We start from the raw sequence: 508 nt of genomic DNA on the forward strand, positions 1-508 counted from the left end.
CACCCGGGTGTCGCTGGCCTGCGCGCTGGTCTGCCGGCCCGATCTGCTCGTGCTCGACGAGCCCACCGTCGGCCTGGACCCGGTGTTGCGCGCGGATCTCTGGGAGCAGTTCGCCGACCTCGCCCGCGGCGGGACCACGCTGCTGGTCTCCAGCCATGTCATGGACGAGGCCGACCACTGTGGCGACCTGCTGTTGATGCGCGACGGTCACCTGCTTGCCCACACCACCCCGGCCCAACTACGAGAGGACACCGGATGCCCGTCACTGGAGGACGCGTTTCTGTCCATCATCAAGCGCAGCACCATGCGCCAGGCCGACGGTGGGCTCGTCGAGCACGAGCAGATCGGGCCGGCAGACCAGCGCGCAGGCCAGCGACACCCGGGTGCGCTGGCCGCCGGAAAGGTTGCCGCAGAACGCGGTCCGGTGGTCGGCCAGCCCGACCCGCTCGATAGCGGCGTCGGCGGCGTGGTGCTCGAAACCGTACAGCGTGGCGAAGTAGCGGACGTT

1 protein-coding gene and 1 pseudogene are annotated in these 508 nt (G+C 70.1%); one reads left to right on the forward strand and one right to left on the reverse strand.

What is annotated here, in order from left to right:
* Window positions 1-322: pseudogene (locus tag A5695_RS02420) on the forward strand (AAA family ATPase); the annotation flags it as partial.
* Here A5695_RS02420 and A5695_RS29355 read toward each other — a convergent pair.
* Window positions 263-487 (reverse strand): ATP-binding cassette domain-containing protein, encoded by a 225-nt coding sequence (locus A5695_RS29355; RefSeq protein ID WP_369830148.1) that lies wholly within the window; start codon window positions 485-487, stop codon window positions 263-265. The pseudogene A5695_RS02420 and the gene A5695_RS29355 overlap by 60 nt on opposite strands.
* Window positions 488-508: the final 21 nt, after the last annotated feature.

The organism is Mycobacterium sp. E1747 (assembly GCF_001667775.1).
In the GTDB taxonomy this organism is placed as follows: Bacteria; Actinomycetota; Actinomycetes; order Mycobacteriales; family Mycobacteriaceae; genus Mycobacterium.